Consider the following 21,143-nt stretch of genomic DNA (forward strand, 5'->3'; position numbering starts at 1 on the left):
AGGTTTATCCTTGTCAAAGCCATTTCTTCCATTTGAAGAAGGCGATCAGCCCGAACGCGACAAGCGCCATGAACAGCAGCGACAAGGGATAGCCATAATAGGCCTTCAGTTCCGGCATGTTCCAGGGCGAAGACTCCGGGTCGAAATTCATGCCCCAGATGCCGACCAGGAAGGTGAGCGGCATGAAGATGACCGATACGATGGTGAGATAGCTGATGACGTCGTTGGTGCGCGCCTGGCTCAGCGACAGGTGCATCTCGATCAGGCCGGTCAGCATGTCGCGCTGGGTTTCGACCAGTTCGATCAGCCGCAGCGCATGGTCGAGCGTGTCGTTGAGGAAGATCTTGGTCTCGGCCTTCACATAGGGCACATCGTTGCGGATCAGCGTCGCCAGCGCATCGCGCATTGGCCAAAGCACGCCTTTCAGCACGTTGGCGTCGCGCCGCAATTCATGCAGCTGCCGCATCTGATGCTTGTGCGGCGAATGCAGCATCTCGTCCTCGATGCTGTCGACCGTATCGCCGGCGGCCTCGATCGGCGGAAAGGAGCTGTCGACGATGGCGTCGATCAGCGCATAGGCGAGGTAATCGGCACCGCGGGCGCGCAGCCGGTTGGGCGCCGAACTTTCGATGCGCTTGCGCACCGGATCGAACGGATCGCCTTCCCGCTCCTGGAAGGTGACGACGAAGTTGCTGCCGAAGAAGACGGCGATCTGCTCATAGCGATGCGAGGTGACGTCGTCGATCATCCTGACGACGACGAAGGCATGGTCCTCGAAGAAGTCGACCTTCGGCCGCTGGCCGGTGTTGACGACGTCCTCCAGCGCCAGCGGATGCAGGCTGAAAATGCGGCCGATCTCCTCGATCAGCGGGATGTTGGCGAGGCCGGTGCAGTCGAGCCAGAGGACCGGCCATTTGTCGCAATGGGTGTTGAGGTCGTCGATGCTGGCATTTTCGATGGTCTTGAATTTTTCGGGCGAGATCAGCGTCAGCCTGAGTTCGCTGCGCCGCGCCGAGGGGTCGGCGATCAGCGTGCCAGGCGACGCACCGACCGGCGGCCGCCGCGTCTTCACCGGCGCCCGTTTGTTCACCGCTTCGGCCTTTGCCATGTGCCCCTCGAACGTAGAGTCGAACTGAAGTTAGACGAGAGCCGTCACCCGGCAAAGACCCGCTTGGGCTTGAACATGCCCTGCTCGATGGCACCGATGGCGACCAGCTTGCCGCGCGCCGTGGCGCAGGCTTCCTCGGCTTCTACCGGTGCATCGCGGCCGCGGATGATGACTGGGTTGCCAAGGCGGATCTTGGTCGCTGCATCGTCGCTGATGGCTATCTGCGGCAGGCAATCGAGGGCAGCCGATGTGTCGACCAGGAGCGCATCGATGGCATCGAAGTCGATCGGTGCTTCCGCCGCGCCTGCGGCTTCTGTCGCGTCGGCGGCTTCCGTCGCGTCGGCGATATCAGTCGCGTCCGCGTTTCCCTCCACCACGCCGAAACGGGCGGCTTCCAATTCGGCGATAGTGACGAAGTCTTCCGAGGTGAACGGTTCGACCTCGACCCGGCGCAATTCGGAGATATGGCCGAAACAGCCCATGTCGCGGCCCATGTCGCGGGCCAGCGAACGCACATAGGTGCCCTTGCCGCACTCGACCTCGAAAACAGTATGGTCGGCGCCATGCTCGACAACGTCCAGACGGCCGATCTCGATCTCTCGCGCGGGTATGTCGACCGTCGCACCGTCGCGGGCCAGATCATAGGCGCGCTCGCCGGCGATCTTGATGGCCGAGAATTGCGGCGGCGTCTGCATGATGACGCCGGTGTATTTCGGCAGCAGGGCGAGCACCTCGGCTTCCGACGGACGCAGATCGGACTCCTTCGTCACCGGACCTTCGAGGTCATCGGTGGAGCGCTCCTGCCCCCATGCGACGGTGAAGCGATAGATCTTGGCGCCGTCCTGCACGTAGGGAACGGTCTTGGTGGCCTCGCCAAGCGCGATCGGCAGCATGCCAGACGCCAGCGGGTCGAGCGTGCCGGCATGGCCGGCCTTTTCGGCCTGGAACAACCATTTGATCTTGGAGACGGCTTCGGTCGAGCCCATGCCGACCGGCTTGTCCAGGATCAGCCAGCCCGAGATCGGCCGGCCCTTCTTCTTGCCGCGGCGCGCCACTATTCGGTGTCCTTGTTGTCGTCTTTGTCCTGGTCCGCGTTTTGCTGGTCCTCAGGACTCAGATCGCGCGCCACTTCCGGCGATTTCAAGAGGTCGTTGATCCTGGCGAAATTGTCGAAGGAGGTGTCGAGTTTGAAGCGAAACTCCGGCATGAATTTCATCTGCCGCAGCGCGCCGGAGACACGGCCACGGATGAATTTCGCATGCTTGTTCAGCGCCTCGACCACCGCATCGGTATCCTTGGCGCCGAGTGGCGAAACGAAAGCGGTAGCGACCTTCAAATCGGGCGACATGCGCACTTCCGAGACCGACACCACGGTGTTCTCGATCAGCGGATCGATGATCTCGCCGCGCTGCAGGGTTTCGGACAGCGCATGGCGCACCTGTTCGGCGACGCGCAGCATGCGCTGGGATGGGCTGGATGTGGTTGGACGGGGCATTTTTCTCTATCCTGAAGCGTGAGGCGCGGGATGGGACCGTGCCGCATGTCTCATATGGGTCGTTCTCAATAGACCTCGGGCGGCGGCCTTTCGGCCACCGCCCGGTATGGACAAGTCACTCGAACTCAGAGTGTCCGGGTCACCATCTCGACGCGGAAGCACTCGATGACGTCGCCGACGCGCATGTCCTCGTAGTTCTGGAAGGCCATGCCGCATTCCTGGCCGCCGGGAACTTCCGAAACTTCGTCCTTGAAGCGCTTCAGGGTCTTCAGCGTCCCTTCGTGGATGACGACGTTGTCACGGATCAGGCGCACACCCGCACCACGCTCGACCTTGCCTTCGGTGACACGGCAGCCGGCGATCTTGCCGACTTTGGTGATGTCGAAGATTTCGAGGATCTGCGCATTGCCGATGAAGGTCTCGCGACGCTCCGGCGACAGCAGGCCCGACAGAGCCGCCTTCACGTCATCCACAAGGTTGTAGATGATCGAGTAATAGCGGATCTCGATGCCAGCCGCCGCTGCGGCGGCACGCGCCTGGACGTTGGCGCGGACGTTGAAGCCGATGATCGCGGCACCCGAAGTCTCCGCCAACGACACGTCGCTTTCGGTGATGGCGCCGGCGCCGGCATGGACGATGCGCGCACGGACTTCGTCGGTGCCGAGCTTGTCGAGCGCGGCGTTGATCGCCTCGATCGAGCCCTGCACGTCACCCTTGATGACCAGCGGAAATTCCTTCAGCCCGCTTGTCTGCAATTGCGACATCATCTGCTCGAGCGAACCGCGCTGGCCGGCATGCTTGGCAACGGCCTTCTCGCGCGCCAGACGCTGGCGGTATTCGGTGATCTCGCGGGCACGGGCCTCGTTGTTGACCACGGCGAAGCGGTCGCCGGCCTGCGGGGTGCCCTGCAAGCCAAGCACTTCCACCGGCATCGCCGGCGGCGCTTCCTTGATCTGCACGCCACGATCGTTGACCAGCGCACGCACCCGGCCCCATTCGTTGCCGGCAACGAGGATGTCGCCCGGCATCAGCGTGCCGGTCTGCACCAGCACGGTGGCAACGGGACCACGGCCCTTGTCGAGCTGGGCTTCGATGACGACGCCTTCGGCGGTACGATCCGGATTGGCCTTCAGGTCGAGAATTTCGGCCTGCAGCAGGATCGCCTCGAGCAGCTTGTCGAGATTGGTGCCCTTGGTCGCCGACACTTCGACGTCCAGAACTTCACCGCCCATGGATTCGACGAAAACCTCGTGGCGCAGCAGTTCGGAGCGCACTTTCTGCGGATCGGCATCATGCTTGTCGATCTTGTTGATCGCCACGATGATCGGAACGCCGGCCGCCTTGGCATGGCTGATCGATTCGATCGTCTGCGGCATGACGCTGTCGTCGGCGGCAACCACCAGGATGGCAATGTCGGTCGCCTGGGCGCCACGAGCACGCATCGCCGTGAAGGCGGCGTGGCCGGGCGTGTCGATGAAGGTGATCTTGTGACCGTTCTTCTCGACCTGGTAGGCGCCGATATGCTGGGTGATGCCGCCGGCTTCGCCGGAGACGACATTGGCGTTGCGGATCGCGTCGAGCAGCGAGGTCTTGCCATGATCGACGTGACCCATGATCGTCACGACCGGCGGACGCGAAACCAGGTCCTCGGCATTGTCGGCGATGTTGAACAGGCCTTCCTCGATGTCGGACTCGGCGACGCGGCGGACCGTGTGGCCGAATTCGGTAGCAACCAGCTCGGCCGTGTCGGCATCGATGACGTCGCCCGGCTTCAGTATCTGGCCCTGCTTCATGAAGAACTTGACCAGGTCGACCGCGCGCTCGGACATGCGTTGCGCCAGTTCCTGGATCGTAATGGTCTCTGGTAGGATCACTTCGCGCATGACTTTCTCGCGCGGCTCATTGTGCATCGCGCGCTTGAATTTTTCCTGGCGGCGACGCATCGACGACAGCGAACGGGCTCGCGCATCTTCGTCGGACAAGGCTGAATTCAGCGTCAGCTTGCCGCGGCGGCGGTCTTCCTCGGCCTTGGTCGGCTTGGCCGGACGCGCCACTTCGGGCGTGACCGGACGGCGCACCGGTGCGCCGGCACCAACACGCTTCGGCTTGGCCACTTCCTCGTCATCGACCGTTGCCAGTTCGGCAGCCAATGGCGCGCGTCGACGGGCCTCTTCCTCAGCCCGACGGCGGGATTCGGCCTCGGTCTGCAACCGCGCCTCTTCCTCGGCCTGGCGGCGTGCGGATTCATCGCGTTCGCGCTTGCGGCGCTCTTCGTCCTCGGCACGACGCTTGGCATCCTCGGCGGCGCGCTGGCGGTCCTCGACCTCGCGAACCTTCGAGCCCTCGAGCGCCCTGCGGCGCGCTTCCATTTCACTGCGCGACAGTTCGTTCAGCACCATACCGCTGCGTTCGACCGGGGCCGGCGGCGGTGGTGGTGCCTTCGGTGCTTCCGGCACGACGACGGGTGCGGCCACGACCGCCGGCTTCGGTGTGAAGACCGGGGCGGCAACAGGCTCCGGCTTGTCGCCGGGCATCGAGAACTTGCGCTTCTTGGTTTCGACGACGACCTGCTTGGTGCGGCCGTGCGAGAAGTTCTGGCGCACAGTGCCCTGTTCCATACCGGGGCGCTTCAGCGTCAAGGTCTTCTTCGGCGTCACACTCAGCGTATTGTCGTCACCCGATTTCGTATCGCTCATTCCATATCCTCTGCGGCATCATCTTCGTCAGCAACAGCCGCAAGCATTGCCAGATCGTCCGGGGAACCGCCCCGATACCGGTCGAGCGCAACCATGCGCTTCTGGACCGCCCTGCCCGCGTCTCCCGCGAGAACGGCAGCATGTATCACATTTGTACCGCCCAATGCCAAGCTCAACTCGGCCTCGGAGAAAAGTTTGTAGGCAAGGATAGCGGGCCCGCCGAGATGGACTGTCGCCCGCCGCGCCTGGCTGATCTTGCGCACGCCGTCATCGGACGCCTCGGTCGCGTGGAGCACGAAAAGCGCCAATCCGCCGCGAACAGCACTTTCGACCTTGGTAGCACCAAGCGAAATTGCGCCTGCCTTACGGGCAAGACCAAGCATGCCCAGAGCGTGCCTGGAAAGCAGCCCGTCGATCATGCCGCCAAGATCGGGCGGCACGACCACCTGTGCCTTGAAGGCGCGGGCAAAGAGGTTCTTCGCCGCAGCCTTCTCGATATGTAGGCGGTCGGCGCTCACCCAGCAACCGCGGCCGGGCAGATTTCTCTTGATGTCGGGAACGACGGCCGAATCCGGGCCGACGACGAACCGGATCAGTTCATCCGGTTCGGCTTGTTTGCGCGTAACGATGCAGGTGCGATCGTTCATCTCGTCCAGGGGCGGGTTCGGTGCGATGCGGTTTCACCTCACGCACCAACGGCTTCGTCAGCCGAGACTTCTTCGGCTGCAAGCTCGTCTTCGGTGATCCAGCCGGCCTTGAGGCGGGCGGCCAGAACCATCTGTTCGGCGTCCGCGCGGGTCACGCCATGATTGGCCAGTACGCCCGGATAGACCTTGGTCTCACCGTCCTTGCGTTCCTTCCAGCCGGTCAGGTCGTCGGCGGCATAGCCGGCGAAATCCTCGATCGTCTTCACGCCGTCCTCGCCAAGCGTCACCATCATGGCGGTGGTGACGCCGGGGATTTCGCGCAACTCGTCCGAAACACCGAGCGCCTTGCGCTTGTCATCATGCTCGGCCTCGATCTTCTCCAGATATTCGCGGGCGCGGGTCTGGATTTCCGAAGCGGTATCCTCGTCGAAACCGTCGATCGAGGCGATCTCGCCGGAATCGACATACGCGACTTCCTCGACGCTGGTGAAGCCTTCGGAGGCCAGCACCTGGCCGACCATCTCGTCGACGTCGAGGGCTTCCATGAACAGCGACGAACGCTCTACGAATTCCTTCTGGCGACGCTCGGATTCTTCGGCCTCGGTGAGGATGTCGATATCCCAACCGGTCAGCTGCGAAGCCAGACGCACGTTCTGGCCGCGGCGGCCGATGGCCAGCGACAGCTGGTCGTCGGGAACCACGACTTCGATGCGCTCGGCATCCTCGTCGAGCACGACCTTGGCGACTTCCGCCGGCTGCAGCGCGTTGACGATGAAGGACGCCGCAGAAGGCGACCACGGAATGATGTCGATCTTCTCGCCCTGCAATTCGCCGACGACGGCCTGGACGCGGCTGCCGCGCATGCCGACGCAGGCGCCGACCGGATCGATCGAGCTGTCGCGCGAGATAACGGCGATTTTGGCGCGCGAACCCGGGTCGCGGGCGACCGATTTGATCTCGATGATGCCGTCATAGATTTCCGGCACTTCCATGGTGAACAGCTTGGCCATGAACTGCGGATGGGTACGCGACAGGAAGATCTGCGGGCCGCGCTGCTCGCGGCGCACATCGTAGACATAGGCGCGGACGCGGTCGCCATATTTGTAGTTTTCACGCGGGATCAGCTCATCGCGACGGATGATCGCTTCGCCGCGGCCGAGATCGACGATGACGTTGCCGTATTCGACGCGCTTGACGGTACCGTTGACGATCTCGCCGATGCGGTCCTTGTACTCGTCATACTGGCGGTCGCGTTCGGCCTCGCGGACCTTCTGCACGATGACCTGCTTGGCCGACTGGGCCGCGATGCGGCCGAAATCCATGGGCGGCAGCTGTTCGGCGATGAAGTCGCCGAGCTGGGCGTCGGGATTGCGCTCGCGAGCCGAGGAAATGGCGATCTGCGTGGCGTAGTCATCGACCTTCTCGACCACTTCCATCAGCCGCTGCAGCTTCATCTCACCGGTGTTCGGGTTGATGTCGGCGCGGATGTTGGTCTCCTGACCGTAACGCGAGCGCGCCGCCTTCTGGATCGCATCGGCCATGGCGGCGATGACGATCGACTTGTCGATCGACTTTTCACGCGCGACCGCGTCGGCGATCTGCAGCAATTCAAGTCTGTTGGCGCTTACAACCATCGTTTTTCTCCGGAGCTTGTTTGCCGGGCCTTTGCGCCCGGCAGCTCAATCATAGTTCCTGTTCGTGGTCTTCCGTGCCGTCCGCTTCCGCACCCGACTCGTCGTCGTCCGGTTCGCCGCGGCGCTTCTTGGCTTCCTTGCGCGCCCTGTTGTCCTTCGACAGGGCATCGCGGATGAGATCGTCGGTCAGGATCAGGCGCACGTCGGCAATCGCATCGTAGGGGACACGCACCGTCGGCTCCTCGCCATAGGCTGCCTTGTCGCGCTCGATCAGCACATCGTCTTCGCCGGCTTCGGCGATCTTGCCCTTGAAGCGCTTGCGGTCGGCGACGACCATCGATGTTTCCATCTTCACCAGATGACCCGTCCAGGTCGTGAAATCCGATTTACGGACCAGTGGCCGGTCGATGCCGGGCGACGAGACTTCGAGGTGATAGGCCTTTTCGATCGGATCATCGACGTCGAGCGCCGGCGACACCGCGCGGCTGACCTCTTCGCAATCCTCGACGGTCATGGTGCCGTCCTCGCGTTCGGCCAAGATCTGCAGCGTCAGCCCGTTCTGGCCCGACAGATGCACCCGCACGAGGCGGAAGCCGATGCCGCGCAGAACCGGCTGGACGATCAGCGCGATGCGCGCATCGATGCCGCTTTCGCGGATGATGCGATCGTCGCCCTCGCTTGCCGTTGCAGTCATTGAAGCCCTGTCGTTCTCTACCAAGTTATCGGCAGGTAATAAAAAAGAGCGGGACCGGGTGGACCCACTCTTCGTCATACCGACCAAGAATTTGAGGCTGATATAGACGATGACGGCCTGTGTTTCAAGCCCGCTGTGCTGGTCGGGCAACGCCGCCATCGAGGCGGCCCGCGCCAGCGTTGCATGGGGCGCATGGCGCCTATGCGGCGATACCCATGGGATCGGCGCTAAAACGCACCTATTTATGTTGCGCTGCACAAATGTGGCCGTGCGCCATACGTGCGCGAAAGGACATGATCATGAGCAACCGCAAGATATTTTCTGCAATAGGCGACTTCTTCACCGTATTCGGCAGCGCCGTGGCCGCTTCGCGGGCCGTGGAAGCCGGCCGCAGGCCACGCGCCAACGACCTGCGCAATCTCGGCGTCGAGCCTGCCGCCTTCGATCGCATCGGCCGCCGCTTCTAGCTTTGACGCAATTCCGGACGGAAAACCGTTTCACACTTTTCCTGGAATTTCTCTAAGACCGCGAGCTTATTTCCGAATGAAGGTAAGATAGGCCGGCCGCCGGCCCTCACGGATGGCCTTGGCCTCGTAACGGGTGCCCGGCCAACCTTCATAGGGCCGGTGCCAGTCCACCGCCTCGCGAGCCTGCCATGCGAACGCGCCATGCGCGCGGCAATGCAGCAGGGTCCAGTTGACATAGGTGTCGATGTCGGACGCGAAGCGGAATTTTGAACCAGGCTTCAGCACACGCGCGAACCGCTCGAGATTGGCCGGGCTGACGAAGCGCCGCTTCCAGTGTTTCTTCTTCGGCCAAGGGTCGGGATAGAGCAGATCGATGCCGTCGAGCGAGGCTTGCGGCAGCCAGTCGAGCAGCCTTGTGGCGTCGTCGTCATAGACCCGCAGATTGGCGAGTGGTTTCTCGCGCACCGCCATCATCATCTTGGCCATGCCGTTGACGAAGGGCTCGACGCCGATAAAGCCGATCGAAGGCGCCTCGATCGCACGATGCAGGAGATGCTCGCCACCGCCGAAGCCAATCTCGAGGCGAACCGCGCTGACATCCGTCTCAAACAGAGTGCTGAGCTCGGTCGGCGGTTCAGCCGTCAGATCGAGCCGATATGTGCCAAAGCCGCTTTCCAGTGCGGCCGCCTGCTGCGGACGCATGGTTTTGCCGCGCCGGCGACCGAAAAAGGCTTCGGTCGCGCGGCTTGGTCTGTCCTTCGGATCCATGGTGGGACTTTGCGGCGCCGCTGTCAGGCGGCGACCGCGTCCTTGAGCGCCTTGGCGAGATCGGTCTTTTCCCAGGAGAAAGACCCATCACGGCCGGCCTTGCGGCCGAAATGGCCGTAGGACGACGTCTTGGCGTAGATCGGTTTGTTGAGATCGAGGTGACGGCGGATGCCCGACGGCGACAGATCCATCACCGTGCGCAGCGCGTCCTCGAGCTTTGCCTCGTCGACCTTGCCGGTACCGTGCAAGTCGACATAGACCGACAGCGGCTGAGCAACGCCGATGGCGTAGGAAAGCTGGATGGTGCAGCGGTCGGCGAGTTTCGCCGCCACGACGTTCTTGGCCAGGTAGCGCGCCGCATAGGCCGCCGAACGATCCACCTTGGTGGTGTCCTTGCCGGAGAAGGCACCGCCGCCATGGGGTGCGGCACCGCCATAGGTGTCGACGATGATCTTGCGGCCGGTCAGCCCGGCGTCGCCGTCCGGCCCGCCGATGACGAACTTGCCGGTCGGATTGATGTACCACATGCAGTTGTCGGCGATCTTCAGCTCGCCCAGCGCCTCCCGGATATAGGGTTCGACGACCTTGCGGACCTTCTTCGAATCCCAGCTCGCATCGAGATGCTGCGTGGACAGCACGATCTGCGTCGCCTCGGCGGCCTTGCCGTCGACATAGCGAACGGTGACCTGGCTCTTGGCATCCGGTCCGAGCCTGCCGGCTTCACCGCTGCCCTCGTGGCGGGCGGCTGCCAGCAATTCGAGGATCTTGTGGCTGTAGTAGATCGGCGCCGGCATCAGATCCGGCGTCTCGCGGCAGGCGTAGCCGAACATGATGCCCTGGTCGCCGGCACCCTCTTCGCCCTGACGGTCGGAGGCATTGTCGACGCCCTGGCCGATGTCAGGCGACTGGCCGTGCAGCAGAACCTCGATCTTCGCAGTTTTCCAGTGAAAGCCGGCCTGCTCGTAGCCGATCTCGCGGATCGCCTTGCGGGCGACCGACTTGAACTTGGCCGGATTGACGACCGAATGCCCGGCGGCATCCTTGAGAATATTGCCTGCCTTGTCCCTCTTGAGCAGCGTGTCGGGAACACGCACTTCGCCGGCGATGACGACACGGTTGGTGGTGGCCAGCGTCTCGCAGGCGACACGGACTTTCCACGGGTCCATGCCGGTCTTCTTGGCTTCGCGATACACCAGATCGACGATCTCGTCGGAAATCCGGTCACAGACTTTGTCGGGATGGCCCTCGGCAACGGATTCCGAGGTAAAGAAGTAGTTCTGCCGCGTCACGGGTGTCCCCTCTTGAAAAACGATCGGCAGGCTGCCGATTTTGGCGCGCCACGTGTTAGCGGGGCGAAGCGCCGCTCGTCAAGCGGTGCTTCGGCTCTGGCATGAATGTCGATGCAGTTATCTTGTGCCACCAGCGGCAAGACGCCGCCGGTGCTGGCGAGATTGAGGATCAGTCGGGATCGTCGGCGGAGAGGGACTTGACCAGGTCTATAATCCTGCGGCGCACCTTGGCATCAGCGATCTTGACAAAGGCCCGGTTGAGCTGAAGGCCTTCAGGGCTGCCGCAGAATTCGACAGCGAAAGCCATCGACGCGTCCTCGGCAAATCCACGGCCCGCCACGGGCTCCTGGCCGGGCGCATCCTCGAAAAAGAAGGCGACCGGCACGCCGAGTATGGACGCTATCGCCTGCAATCGGCTGGCGCCGACGCGGTTGGTGCCTTTTTCATATTTCTGAATCTGTTGAAATGTGATGCCGAGGTTTTCTCCCAGCTTTTCCTGGCTCATTCCCAGCATGTTGCGGCGAAGCCGGATGCGACTGCCAACATGGATGTCGATCGGATTCGGTTTCTTCTTGTTGTCTTCTGTCATTTTTTCCTCGCCGAATTTTTTCGGCTTTCTCTATTTTTCTTGCCCAAACAAAGCCGGAGGCAACTGCCCCAACAGAACGATCCACCGGCTTCGAGAAATTTTCAGGCACTTACAGTATGAGTTTCTAATGTGTTGGCTGTCAATTCACCCGTAGCCTTTGCCTTACGTTCAACAGCGCTGCCCCAACGGCAAACAGCAACATGATCAGCATTCCGTTAATGCGCCGTTGGCCGGGAGATATGAGCGCCTGTCCGGAAATCGGTATGTGGGCATCGATGGCGCCGCGTGCGTCGATCGCAAGCGCATCGACGATGCGCCCACGCGGATCGACGACGGCCGAGATGCCGTTGTTGGCAGCACGTACCAATGGCAATCCATTTTCCACCGCGCGGATCTGGGCCTGCCTGAAATGCTGATACGGACCCGGCGTGTCGCCGAACCACGCATCGTTGGTAACGTTCACAATAAGCTGCGCTGACGCAGCGTCAACTGCCACAAGATCGGGAAAGATCACCTCATAACAGATAAATGGCAGCGCACGGATGCCATCGGGCAGCGTGATGGCGTGCCGCTCATTGCCGGCCGCGAAACTCATCGGCCCGGCAACCAGTTGCTCGATGCCGAAACGCTGGAGCAGATCGGCGAAAGGCAGGTATTCGCCGAACGGCACCAGGTGAACCTTGTCGACGGCGTCAGCGATTTCACCCTTGTCGTCGATCGCCACCACGGAGTTGTAGTAACGGCTGTCGGCATTCGCGGCCGAACCGCCTTCCTCGCGAACGACGCCGGCAATCAGCATCTGGCCAGGTCCGAGCATGTCCCCCAGTGCCGTCAATGCGTCCGGACGCTCGGTGAAGAGGAAAGGCACCGAGGTTTCGGGCCACAGGATCAACTGCGGCTTTTGATGGCCTGGGTCCGGCGCCTTGGCCGAGAGCCCCATCAGGACCGCGAAGATGCGGTCGCGCACCGAGGCATCCCATTTTTCCGACAGGTCCACGGCCGGCTGAACGATGCGGACATCCAGGCTGCGTGAAGCTGGCGGTTCGGGAGCGCCAAGCCTGACATAGCCGAAGCCGACATGGGCGGCGGCGAGCATGACAAACAGTGCCGCGCCGAGGCGCAGGTGCCGACGTGCCGCCAGCAGTGCCGGCAGTGCGAAGACGAACACGGCGAGCGCGTTCATGCCAATCATGCCCGTCACCGAGACGCTCTGCATCAGCAGCGGCACGGGCATGGCCGCGTAGCCGACGGCATTCCAGGGAAAACCGGTGAACAGGAAATCGCGCAGCCATTCCGCCAGCCCGAAGCCGAAGGCAAGGGCGGCGATGCGGCCAATGTCGTTGCTCCACAGCAGCCGGGCAACGATTGCCGCAAAGCCGTAGAAAAAGGCGAGCATGAAAGGAATGCCGACCACGGCGAAGGGGAGCGCCCAGGCAAAGCTGTCGGCCTCGACCAGCACCGCCGAACCGATCCACCAGAGGCCGGCGAGGAAATAGCCGAAACCGAACCACCAACCGACGGCGAAAGCCGGCCGCAGACGCCGGAACAGACTGCCGGAAGCTTCGCCGGTGGCGCCGTCGAGCAGCCAGACCAGCAGCGGAAACGAGACGAAACAGGCGGCGAAGAAATCGTAAGGCGCCTGCCCAAGCACGGCAAAAGCGCCCGCGAGAAACGCCACGAGCGCACGCCGCCAACCCCAAAGCAGAATTATCCGGCCGGTGAGGCGCTCCATGCATACTTCCGAGTCGCGAATCAGGACACAAGATTTAACAGGCTGCGCTCCGCGCTCCAAACGGGCGGATGGCTGGCTGAGATGCACAGCTCCGGCTCTGCCCTACCGGTGCCAACCCTCGATTTGAACGCCGCCCAGCCGCTCGGCCTCCTCGCGCGGAACCGAACGGATGGTCTGCGTGAAGGTCCAGACATGGCCCTCGGGGTCGCGGGCACGATACTGGCGCTCGCCGTAGAACTGATCCGCCGGCTCCTGGATTATCTCAGCGTCGACCGCCCGCGCCTGCTCGCAATGCGCATCCAGGCCGCCCTTCAGCCTGACATAGATCGACTGCGTGTTCCTGCCCGAGACCGAAGCCGGGCTGGCGACATAATCGCTCCATTCGGAATCGACGATGATGTAGCTGTCGCCGAACCGCATCTCTGCATGGACGAGTTTTCCCTCGGCATCGCTGACCACCATGCTGCGCTCGAAGCCGAAGGCGGCTTCCAGCCAGTCCAGCGCGGCACGAGGGTCCTTGTAGAAGACACCGGACCCCAGACTTGGATGCTTGAACGGGTCGTCGACAGTCATCGGGCGAGCGTGACGCTCACGCCTGTTCGGTGCGCGCGGTGGCGCGCCGGCGGCGCTCACCCTTCTGGCTCTGCACGATGCGCACGCGCTTGACGCGGCGCGGATCGGCATCGAGGACGTGGAATTCGAAGCCGGGTATGGCCTGCACCACCTCGCCGCGGGCCGGAACACGGCCAAGCGTGTTGAAAATCATGCCGCCGATCGTGTCGACATATTCGCCATGTTCACCGGCGGCGAAATCCCCGCCGATCATCTTGGCGACGTCGTCGATCTCGGCCTTGCCGTCGACGATGAACACGCCGTCGCCGCTCTGGGTGATCATCGGCTCGTCGTCATCATGCTCGTCCTCGATGTCGCCGACCACCATCTCGACGATGTCTTCCAGCGAGGCGAGGCCGTCGGTGCCGCCATATTCGTCGATGACCAGCGCCATCTGGGTGCGCGTCGTCTGCATGCGGCCCATCAGGTCGGAGGCAAGCATCGACGGCGGCACGAACAGCACCGGGCGGATCAGATTGAGGTCGCCAATGGTGCGTGCGAGGTCGACCTGGGCAAGATCGAGAACCGTGGCAGCGGGGGTTTTCCTGGTCGTGCGGCCCTTCTTGACGCGCGCGATCTTGGTGATGTGGGCCAGCACGTCACGGATATGGACCATGCCGCGCGGATCATCGAGCGTCTCGGAATAGACCGGCATGCGGGAATGGCCGGATTGTTCGAAAGTGCCCAGGAGATCGCCGAGCGTCGTCGTGATTTCGACCCCCTGAATGTCGGCGCGCGGTACCATGACGTCCTCGACGCGCACTTCGCGCAGCCGCAGGATGTTGTTGAGCATGGCGCGTTCGCCGGGCGAGAAGGCGCCGGCATCGCTCGTCGTCTCGGCAAGCGCGCCGGCAATTTCCTCACGCAGGCTGGTTCCGTTGCGTTGCCGAAACAGGCCCAGAACGCGGTCGAACAGGGAGGGACCGGCAGGCAACGTCTCGCTGGCAGCGCTGCCAGCACCGGCAACAGCAGAGGTACTGCTAGCGCCAGAGGTACTGTTAGCACCAGAGGTAACGGTACTCGGACTTGATCCCTCTTCCGACGTGTCGGAAGCCTTGGTCGCACTGCCGGCGTCGGGGCGGGCGGCAGTTTCTGGTTTGTCGTTCATCGTCGTCCGGTCAATTGATCAGATGTAGTTACGCGTAGGGGTCGGGAATGGCAAGCCTTGCAAGCGCCGCGCGTTCGACGGCTTCCATCGCCTCGGCTTCAGTGTCGGTCTCGTGATCGTAACCCAGCAGATGCAGCAGGCCGTGGATGACGAGATGGGTGATATGGTTCTCGACCGGCTTGTCTTCCAGTGCCGCTTCACGCGCGACCGTCTCGGCGGCGAGCACGATGTCGCCCAGCATCGGCGGCAACGGTCCGCCTTGCACAAACGGAAAAGCCGGGAAAGACAAAACGTTGGTCGGTTTGTCCTTGCCGCGCCAGCCGGCGTTGAGAACCCGGACATGGGCGTCGTCGGTAAAAACGAGGCTGAGTTCGGAACGGCCCGCCACGCCGGTTTCGGCAAAAGCCGCCTTGACGGCGCGATCGACCAGCCGCGTCAGGCTTGCCTCGTCGGGCCAGTTGCCCGCCTCAACCGATATGTCGATGTCGACGGGAACATTCCCGTCGCCGGATGTTATGTCCTCAGGCATGAAGCCGCATCGTCACATCAATTCTCGGCGCCGAGGCCGCGCGCCAGCTTGGCGTCCCGGTCGTAGGCTCTGACGATTTCCGCCACCAGCGGATGGCGGACCACATCGCCGTCGTTGAAGCGCACGGTGACCGCGCCCGCCACGCCGTCCAGCACCCGCAAGGCTTCGACCAGTCCCGATTTGGTGTTCGAAGGAAGGTCGATCTGGGTCGGATCGCCGGTGACGATCATGCGTGAATTTTCGCCCAGACGCGTCAGGAACATCTTCATCTGCATCGGCGTGGTGTTCTGCGCCTCGTCGAGGATGACGGCGGCATGCGCCAGCGTGCGGCCGCGCATGAAGGCGAGCGGCGCGATCTCGATCACTTCGGCGGCAATGGCGCGCTCGACCTTGTCGGCGGGCATCATGTCGTAGAGCGCGTCATAGAGCGGCCGCAGATAGGGATCGACCTTCTCCTTCATGTCGCCGGGCAGGAAGCCCAGCCGTTCGCCGGCCTCGACCGCAGGCCGCGAGAGAATGATGCGCTCGACCATGCCGCGCTCGAGCAGCATCGCCGCATGGGCCACCGCCAGATAGGTCTTGCCGGTGCCGGCCGGGCCGATGCCGAACACCAGTTCCGACCGTTCCAGCGCCCGCATATAGGCGTCCTGGTTGAGTGAACGGGCATAGATCGTCTTCTTGCGGGTGGCGATCTGGGCGGCGGAAACCTTGCCCTTGCGCTCCAGCGTCGGCAGGGTCAGCTGATCGTCGGCGGCGATCGCCATGCGCACGGCGCCGTCGACGTCGGACTGGCCTATATCGACGCCTTTCTGGAGAATGCCGTAGAGGTTGTCCAGGGCGCGGCGCGCCTGCTCGGCGGCCGACGCCGAACCCTTGATGGTCAGCTGGTTGCCGCGTGAGCGGATGTCGACGCCAAGCTTCTGCTCCAGCCTGGCGAGGTTTTCGTCGAACTGACCATAAAGGGCGCTGGCAAGCTTGTTGTTGTCGAAAGTCAGAACGATGTGCGCCATGTCAGAAGCCCCAGATGCCGGTACCGGGGGCAGGTTCTTCAGCTCTGCTGCGCTCAACCGTCTCTCCTCATCTGCCGAGACCCTCAGGCCAATTCGGCGAACAGGCTGTTGTAGCCCGTCTTCGTGATTCGCACCTGGATAATGTCACCGATTTCGCCGGCCTTTTCATCAACAATAACCGGCTGCAGCCAAGGCGAGCGGCCAACCTTCTGGCCGGCCTGACGGCCGGGCTTCTCGATCAGCGTGTCGATGGTGGTTCCGACGAGGCTCAAACCGAAATCCTGCTGCTGCTTCACAAGCAGAGCCTGCAGTCTCTGCAAGCGCTCGTCCTTGACCGTTTCCGGCACGTGATCGGCCATTTCGGCGCCCGGCGTGCCGGGGCGCGGCGAATATTTGAACGAAAAGGCCGAGGCGTAATTCACCTGACGCACCAGCTCCATGGTCGCCTCGAAATCCGCCTCGGTCTCGCCGGGAAAGCCGACGATGAAGTCGCCGGAGAGCGCAATGTCAGGCCGCGCGGTACGGATACGGTCGAGCAGCGCCAGATAATCCCTCGCCGTGTGCCGGCGATTCATCGCCTTGAGGATGCGGTCGGAGCCGGATTGCACCGGCAGATGCAGATAGGGCATCAATGCCGGCAGATCGCGATGGGCCGCTATCAGTTCGTCATCCATGTCGCGCGGGTGGCTGGTGGTGTAGCGCAAACGCGCCAGCCCGGGGATTTCGGCCAGCCTGAACAGCAGGCGGCCAAGCCCCCACTCCTGACCGCTCCCGCCCTGGCCATGCCAGGCATTGACGTTCTGGCCGAGCAGCGTCACTTCGCGCACGCCGGCTTCGGCCAGGCGCTCAGCCTCCGCGACAATCTGCGCCACCGGCCGGGAGACCTCGGAGCCCCTTGTATAGGGCACAACGCAGAAGGTGCAGAACTTGTCGCAGCCTTCCTGCACGGTGAGGAAGGCGGTGACGCCGCGCTTGATGACCTCGGCGCGCTTGGGCTGCGGCAGGTGCTCGAATTTGTCCTCGAGGGCGTAGTCGGTCTCGACGATCTTTTCGCCGCCGCGCACCCGCGCCAGCACGTCCGGGAGCCGGTGATAGGTCTGCGGACCGATGACCAGGTCGACTGCCGGCGAACGGCGGATGATCTCGGCGCCTTCGGCCTGCGCCACGCAGCCGGCGACGCCGACCAGCATCTCACGGCCGGCCAGGGCACGCTCGGCTTTCATGTCGCGGATACGGCCGAGCTCGGAATAGACCTTTTCGGCCGCCTTCTCCCTGATATGACAAGTGTTCAGCAGCACCAGGTCGGCCTCGCCAATGGCATCGGTCGCGGAATAGCCGTCGGCAGCCAGCGCATCGGCCATACGCTGTGAATCATAGACATTCATCTGGCAGCCATAGGTCTTGATGAAGACTTTTCTCGCTGCCGCGGGAAGCACCGCCGGCTGTCCAGCCGTAGTGCCGATGTCGTCGCTTTCTATCGTGTTCAAGTCCATAAGGCGGCTTCTAACGCCTTTCCGTGACAAAAAACAGACGATTCTCGGCCCGCGCCAGCAAGAGCGTGCCGGAGCTACCGGCTCGGCCGCGGGTCGGCAAGCGCCGCCTGCATCATTTCACGCACCTGGCTTTCCATCAGTTTCGACGTCTCCTTGCGGTTCGAACCCTTGGAAAAGGCGATCGCCTCGCCGAAATGCACCTCGACGTCGAGCGCGCCCTCCGCCAGCAGAACCTTGAGATGCGGCATCAAATCCTCATCGCCGATCCAGGCGGCAAGCGGGCGATGCCGGCGGCCGAGCGGCACGCCGTGCAGACGCGTATAGGCGATCGCCACCGGCTGGATGAACACCTGTTCCGCCGCGCCTTCGGATATCGCCATCGAGGCGGCGCCGAACAGCGTGCTCTTGAACGGCAGGACCATATTGCCGTCGCCGGTCGAGCCCTCGGCAAACAGCACCATCGCATCGCCCTTGGCCATGCGGCTGGCAATCTCGCTTGCCTGGTCGCCCGACGAACGCTTGCGCTCGCGCTCGATGAAGACGGTGCGCTGCAGCTTCGACAGCATGCCGATCAGCGGCCAGCCTTCCATATCCGCCCTGGCGATGAACTTTACGTCGGCAAAAGAGCCGAGCACCATGATGTCGGTCCAGGAGATGTGATTGGACGCAACCAGCAGCGGGCGCTTGTCGGACAGCGCTCCCTTGACATGGATGCGCATGCCGAGCGCCCTGACGATCAGCCTGTGCCAGACCTTGAGGATGAAGGTTTCCGGCCACCAGCCAGTCTTCATCGACAGGATCTGTAGCGGCACGAGGACCAACGAACCGGCGACAACGAGGCCCAGCGCCAGGAAAATCCTGATTTTCTTGATCATCGCCCCATCCCGGCCGTCTCGCTAGCGAAGATCGCGGCGCATGACAAGCGCGCCGGTCGGTCCGTGTTCGGCCGATCTGTAGTAATTCGGCCGCTTGCCGACCTCGCGGAAGCCCAGCCGACGATAAAGCGCGATCGCCGCGACATTGGTCTCGTCGACCTCGAGGAACAGCGCTTCGGCGCGCTGCGCGTGCAGTTCGCGCAACACCGCGTCCATCAATTGCCAGCCCAGCCCCTGGCGACGATGCGATCGCGCCACCGCGACGGTCAGGATCTCGCCCTCGCCTGCCGCAAGCCTCGCCAGCACGAAGCCGACGGGCGGCTTGGAGCCCTGTCCGGTTTCGCGCGCGGCATAGCCGAACACGGTGTCCTGTTCGAGCAGGGCGGCGAATTCGCCATCGGTCCAGGGGCGGACAAAGTCCTCGCGATGCAGCAGCGAGACCGCCGGACTGTCGGCGATCCTCAGCGGCTCGAGTGCGTAGTCCCGGCGGCGTGGTTGGAGAAAAGGTATGCGCATTTATCTTTCTTGCCTTGATAGAATAAAGCCAGCCTGCGGCTTGGCGTCGGCGCCGCGCATATAGAGTGGTTTCGGCCGTTCGCCTGCGCCCTTGGCGGCAGCCAGGCGGGCGTAGGTGACAATGTCGGCGGTGGCTGTCCGAGGGCCGACATCGAATTCGCGCCCGGCCGATGCGCTGATGAGCGCTGCCGCGGTGCCGGCAAGCACCGGAGACGTTTCCTTCGCCATAGCCACCACGTCAGCCAGCGTGGCCGCGGCCGGACCGTAAGTCAAGACTAACCTTTCGTCGTAAAAGGCCGCGTGGATCTCTTCACGGCCGGCATCGAGCGCCGCCAGCACGGCGCGACCCGGAAATGCCGCTGCTGCTTCGACGGCCAGCGCCTCCAGTGTCGTCACCCCTATTGCCGGTATCTTCAGCGCCAGCGCCAGGCCACGCGCGGTCGAGACGCCGACGCGCAGACCGGTGAAAGAACCGGGGCCGACAGAGACGGCGATGGCGCCAAGACCTGCATAGTCGGTTGCGCTTGCCTCCAGCGCTTCGGCGATGACCGCCATCAGTTGCTCGGCATGGCCCTTGCCGAGATCGAGCACCTGATGGCCAAGCTCCTGCTTCGCCGTCGCGTCATAGACGCAAGCGGCGCAGAGGTTGGCGGCACAGTCGATGGCAAGCAATTTCATGAGGCAACCGGTTCGAAAAACAATTCCCTGTGCCCGCCACGGCCCGCCACCGCAAGGGGATAGTGCATAATTCGTTAAGCGGCTTCGCTTGTAGCCTATGCGGCCTGTTCGATACGCAGCATGTGGTTGTCCCAGACATAGTCCGGTTCGGAGCGTGTCGCACCGCTGCCCTCGACGATCTCACCGGCGCCGGTGGTGGCCATGAAGCCGGTTCCATCGGGCGCCACGCCGCAGACCTCGACCAATGCGCTGTTCGCAACGACCCGGCCGCTGGCCGCATCGATCACGACGAGCGAGTTGCCTTCCGGCGAGGAAACGGCGACGGTTCCGGCAGCCCGATTGGCGGCTACCGAGCCTATGTAGTTGCGGAAGCCGGACAAAACGTCCTGCGGCATGTCCAGCAACTGCAGCTCCTTGCCGCGGGCGGCGCGACCGACCAGCAACGGTCGATCGGTGCCCGGCCCCCTGTACTGGCAGCCGAACCAGACGCTTCCGGACCGATCGGTGTCCATGTGGCGGATCGACAGCTGATGCAGTGCGGCCGGCAATTCGTGCTTCTCGATAAGATCGCCGGTGACGCGGTCTATCAGCACATAGGACGGCTTCATGGTTGCAATGTTGAGCTCGGCGCGGCCGTAATCCGGATGGGTCTCGATGCCGCCATTGGCAACCGCGATCGTCCTGCCATCGCCCAGGAGCAGAAGCTCGTGCGGACCCACGCCATAGGTCGGGAATTCGCCGACACGGCTGAATTTGGCCCGCGCATCGTAGACGCCGACGACGCCGGCGGCGTTGTCGAAGTCGTTTTCGGTGGCATAGAGCAGCGCACCGTCGGCCGAGAACACGCCATGGCCGAAGAAATGCCGGCCGGCGATGCTGGCGATGGTCAGCGGCGCGTCACGGCCCGAGTGATCGAAAACCACGGCGAAGGTGCCGGGCTGACGCGCGAAGACCACCGAGCGTTTCGATATGGGATCGAAGGTGACATCGTGGCCGCGATCGGGCAGGTCGATCGCATGCAGGACCTTGCCGGCCTCGGACAGGACGGCAGCGCCAAAGCTGCCGTCGCGTTTGACGAAAGCCGTGGCGAAGACGGCGTCGGCCACAAGCGTGGTTGCCCAGGCCGAGGGCGTCATCGTCGCCATGAAGCCAACGCCTGCAGCTCTCAGGAAATCGCGGCGATCTATCAGAGGGGTTTTCAAT

21 protein-coding genes are annotated in these 21,143 nt (G+C 63.3%); 1 reads left to right on the forward strand and 20 read right to left on the reverse strand.

What is annotated here, in order from left to right; translation table 11 throughout:
- Positions 1-13: 13 nt before the first annotated feature.
- From corA to rimP, 7 genes are all read right to left on the reverse strand, one after another.
- Positions 14-1,108 (reverse strand): magnesium/cobalt transporter CorA, encoded by a 1,095-nt coding sequence (gene corA / locus EOB49_RS14125; RefSeq protein ID WP_127381315.1) that lies wholly within the window; start codon positions 1,106-1,108, stop codon positions 14-16.
- 44 nt (positions 1,109-1,152) lie between these two features.
- Positions 1,153-2,163 (reverse strand): tRNA pseudouridine(55) synthase TruB, encoded by a 1,011-nt coding sequence (truB, locus tag EOB49_RS14130; protein WP_127327713.1) that lies wholly within the window; start codon positions 2,161-2,163, stop codon positions 1,153-1,155.
- A complete protein-coding gene (gene rbfA / locus EOB49_RS14135; protein ID WP_127327714.1) occupies positions 2,163-2,603 on the reverse strand; it encodes a 30S ribosome-binding factor RbfA in 441 nt (146 codons plus the stop codon). Before rbfA ends, truB begins: the two co-directional genes overlap by 1 nt.
- Before the next feature lie 125 nt (positions 2,604-2,728).
- Entirely contained in the window at positions 2,729-5,299 is a 2,571-nt protein-coding gene (gene infB, locus EOB49_RS14140) for a translation initiation factor IF-2 (RefSeq protein ID WP_127294040.1), read from the reverse strand.
- Positions 5,296-5,946: an RNA-binding protein gene (locus tag EOB49_RS14145; RefSeq protein ID WP_127327716.1), complete on the reverse strand. Its 651-nt coding sequence runs from the start codon at positions 5,944-5,946 to the stop codon at positions 5,296-5,298. The genes infB and EOB49_RS14145 overlap by 4 nt, the downstream gene beginning before the upstream one ends.
- 38 nt (positions 5,947-5,984) lie before the next feature.
- Positions 5,985-7,580, reverse strand: a complete 1,596-nt coding sequence (gene nusA, locus EOB49_RS14150) for a transcription termination factor NusA (RefSeq protein WP_013527896.1) — start codon at positions 7,578-7,580, stop codon at positions 5,985-5,987.
- 49 nt (positions 7,581-7,629) lie between these two features.
- Entirely contained in the window at positions 7,630-8,274 is a 645-nt protein-coding gene (gene rimP, locus EOB49_RS14155) for a ribosome maturation factor RimP (protein ID WP_127381316.1), read from the reverse strand.
- A gap of 299 nt (positions 8,275-8,573) precedes the next feature.
- On the opposite strand from rimP, the gene EOB49_RS14160 reads away from it, so the two are divergent.
- On the forward strand, positions 8,574-8,741 hold the full coding sequence (locus EOB49_RS14160; protein WP_127381317.1) for a hypothetical protein: 168 nt from the start codon (positions 8,574-8,576) through the stop codon (positions 8,739-8,741).
- Between the two features lie 66 nt (positions 8,742-8,807).
- Here the strand turns inward: EOB49_RS14160 and EOB49_RS14165 are convergent, their stop codons facing one another.
- The 13 genes from EOB49_RS14165 to EOB49_RS14225 form a co-directional block, all read right to left on the reverse strand.
- The gene (locus EOB49_RS14165; protein ID WP_127381318.1) at positions 8,808-9,509 is read right to left on the reverse strand and encodes a tRNA (guanosine(46)-N(7))-methyltransferase TrmB; all 702 of its coding nucleotides are present in this window, start codon (positions 9,507-9,509) and stop codon (positions 8,808-8,810) included.
- A gap of 23 nt (positions 9,510-9,532) precedes the next feature.
- Positions 9,533-10,798 carry a methionine adenosyltransferase gene (metK, locus tag EOB49_RS14170; RefSeq protein ID WP_127266944.1) on the reverse strand — a complete coding sequence of 422 codons (1,266 nt, stop codon included), beginning with the start codon at positions 10,796-10,798 and terminating at the stop codon, positions 9,533-9,535.
- Between the two features lie 169 nt (positions 10,799-10,967).
- Positions 10,968-11,387: a helix-turn-helix domain-containing protein gene (locus EOB49_RS14175; protein ID WP_013527901.1), complete on the reverse strand. Its 420-nt coding sequence runs from the start codon at positions 11,385-11,387 to the stop codon at positions 10,968-10,970.
- Positions 11,388-11,526: 139 nt separating this feature from the next.
- Positions 11,527-13,119, reverse strand: a complete 1,593-nt coding sequence (gene lnt, locus EOB49_RS14180) for an apolipoprotein N-acyltransferase (RefSeq protein WP_127381319.1) — start codon at positions 13,117-13,119, stop codon at positions 11,527-11,529.
- A 102-nt stretch (positions 13,120-13,221) separates the two neighbouring features.
- The gene (locus tag EOB49_RS14185) at positions 13,222-13,692 is read right to left on the reverse strand and encodes a VOC family protein (RefSeq protein WP_127381320.1); all 471 of its coding nucleotides are present in this window, start codon (positions 13,690-13,692) and stop codon (positions 13,222-13,224) included.
- Between the two features lie 16 nt (positions 13,693-13,708).
- Positions 13,709-14,839 (reverse strand): hemolysin family protein, encoded by a 1,131-nt coding sequence (locus EOB49_RS14190; protein ID WP_127321192.1) that lies wholly within the window; start codon positions 14,837-14,839, stop codon positions 13,709-13,711.
- 28 nt (positions 14,840-14,867) lie between these two features.
- Positions 14,868-15,368: an rRNA maturation RNase YbeY gene (ybeY, locus tag EOB49_RS14195; protein WP_127381321.1), complete on the reverse strand. Its 501-nt coding sequence runs from the start codon at positions 15,366-15,368 to the stop codon at positions 14,868-14,870.
- A 17-nt stretch (positions 15,369-15,385) separates the two neighbouring features.
- Positions 15,386-16,378, reverse strand: a complete 993-nt coding sequence (locus tag EOB49_RS14200) for a PhoH family protein (protein WP_023758127.1) — start codon at positions 16,376-16,378, stop codon at positions 15,386-15,388.
- 83 nt (positions 16,379-16,461) lie between these two features.
- Positions 16,462-17,871 carry a tRNA (N6-isopentenyl adenosine(37)-C2)-methylthiotransferase MiaB gene (gene miaB, locus EOB49_RS14205; RefSeq protein ID WP_127381322.1) on the reverse strand — a complete coding sequence of 470 codons (1,410 nt, stop codon included), beginning with the start codon at positions 17,869-17,871 and terminating at the stop codon, positions 16,462-16,464.
- Between the two features lie 74 nt (positions 17,872-17,945).
- Positions 17,946-18,746: a 1-acyl-sn-glycerol-3-phosphate acyltransferase gene (locus EOB49_RS14210; protein ID WP_127266949.1), complete on the reverse strand. Its 801-nt coding sequence runs from the start codon at positions 18,744-18,746 to the stop codon at positions 17,946-17,948.
- A gap of 21 nt (positions 18,747-18,767) precedes the next feature.
- Positions 18,768-19,262 carry a ribosomal protein S18-alanine N-acetyltransferase gene (gene rimI, locus EOB49_RS14215; RefSeq protein ID WP_024503455.1) on the reverse strand — a complete coding sequence of 165 codons (495 nt, stop codon included), beginning with the start codon at positions 19,260-19,262 and terminating at the stop codon, positions 18,768-18,770.
- Positions 19,263-19,940: a tRNA (adenosine(37)-N6)-threonylcarbamoyltransferase complex dimerization subunit type 1 TsaB gene (gene tsaB, locus EOB49_RS14220; protein WP_127327726.1), complete on the reverse strand. Its 678-nt coding sequence runs from the start codon at positions 19,938-19,940 to the stop codon at positions 19,263-19,265. It lies immediately after the preceding gene.
- 95 nt (positions 19,941-20,035) lie between these two features.
- Entirely contained in the window at positions 20,036-21,142 is a 1,107-nt protein-coding gene (locus EOB49_RS14225) for a DUF1513 domain-containing protein (RefSeq protein ID WP_127381323.1), read from the reverse strand.
- Between the last annotated feature and the right edge of the window lies 1 nt (position 21,143).

This window comes from Mesorhizobium sp. M7A.F.Ca.MR.148.00.0.0, assembly GCF_003997735.1.
GTDB lineage: Bacteria > Pseudomonadota > Alphaproteobacteria > Rhizobiales > Rhizobiaceae > Mesorhizobium.